Origin of the sequence: Streptomyces otsuchiensis, from assembly GCF_004305975.1 — a bacterium.
GTDB lineage: Bacteria > Actinomycetota > Actinomycetes > Streptomycetales > Streptomycetaceae > Streptomyces > Streptomyces otsuchiensis.
The window spans coordinates 1-1,012 of the sequence record NZ_BHZI01000550.1; the positions used below are offsets into that span (position 1 = coordinate 1).

The window sequence follows — 1,012 nt, forward strand, 5'->3', positions numbered from 1 at the left end:
GGCATTGTCCAGACCAATCGGTACCGGAACTCCCGGGATCACGCGCGCATTTGGCCGGAACCGGGGGTGCACGCCGGTCGTCACCGGGGAACGACGAACCCTGGAAGTGACCGATGTGGGTGTTGTCCCAGCCCCGGACAGCCTGGCCCTGGCCGCCGCAGTGGCCGGCCGTGACGAAGCCGCCGTGCACCGAGAAGCCGATCGAGCAGCCCGCGTTGTCCGTCCAGTAGCGGTCGCCGCCGACCGTGCCGGCGGCGAAGGTGCTCGGGCGCTCCGTGGCGTCCTCGCGCACCGTCACCGGTCCGGCGGCGCGGGCGTCGGCCAGGAACTCCTGTACCTCGGGTGTGCCGAGTTCGCCCTCGACGACGCTGACCACCACGCGGTTGGTGTGGACGTCCACACCCCAACCGGCCACGCCCGCCGGGGCGTCGTCGGCGCGTGCGTCGATCTCGCTCTGCGCGGCGTCGAGTTGGGACGCGCTGTAGCGCACGATCTCGGTGGCGGCGCCGGTCGCCTCCACCTTCGCGGCCTCCTCGGCGCCCGTGACGGCGACAGTCAGCAGGCCGGACTCGGCGTCGAACCAGCTGCCGGCGTAGGCGTCGCCCGCGGCGCGCTCGGCCGTGGGGGCCAGTTCGCCCGCCTGGGCCTCCTGGGCGAGGCGCGTCAGGGCCTGGCTCTCGGTGAGGCCGAGGTCGCTCTGCATCGCGGCGACCAGCCCGGCGGAGGCGGCCGGCGCGGCGGCCGCGGTGCCGGCGGTCCCGGCGGCGGCGAGACCGCTCGCGAGCAGGAGAGCGGACAGGCTGATGCCGACGGTGCGTTTGGTGACACGTCTGCGAGACATGGGGGAGTGCCCTTCTGTTGTTCCCTGTGTGGGGTGGAACAGCGGAAGGCTGGGAGCGCTCTCAAGCCCGCTGGGAGCGTAGAAGCGGCCGACAGGCATTGTCCAGACCAATCGGTACCGGAACTCCCGGGATCACGCGCGCATTTGGCCGGAACCGGGGGTGCACGCCGG

Annotated in this window: 1 protein-coding gene; it reads right to left on the reverse strand. The window is 72.8% G+C overall.

The window, feature by feature from the left end; translation table 11 throughout:
• A partial coding sequence (locus tag E0D90_RS25785; protein ID WP_130800316.1) for an alpha-lytic protease prodomain-containing protein occupies nucleotides 1-841 on the reverse strand: 841 nt, incomplete at its 3' end.
• Nucleotides 842-1,012: the final 171 nt, after the last annotated feature.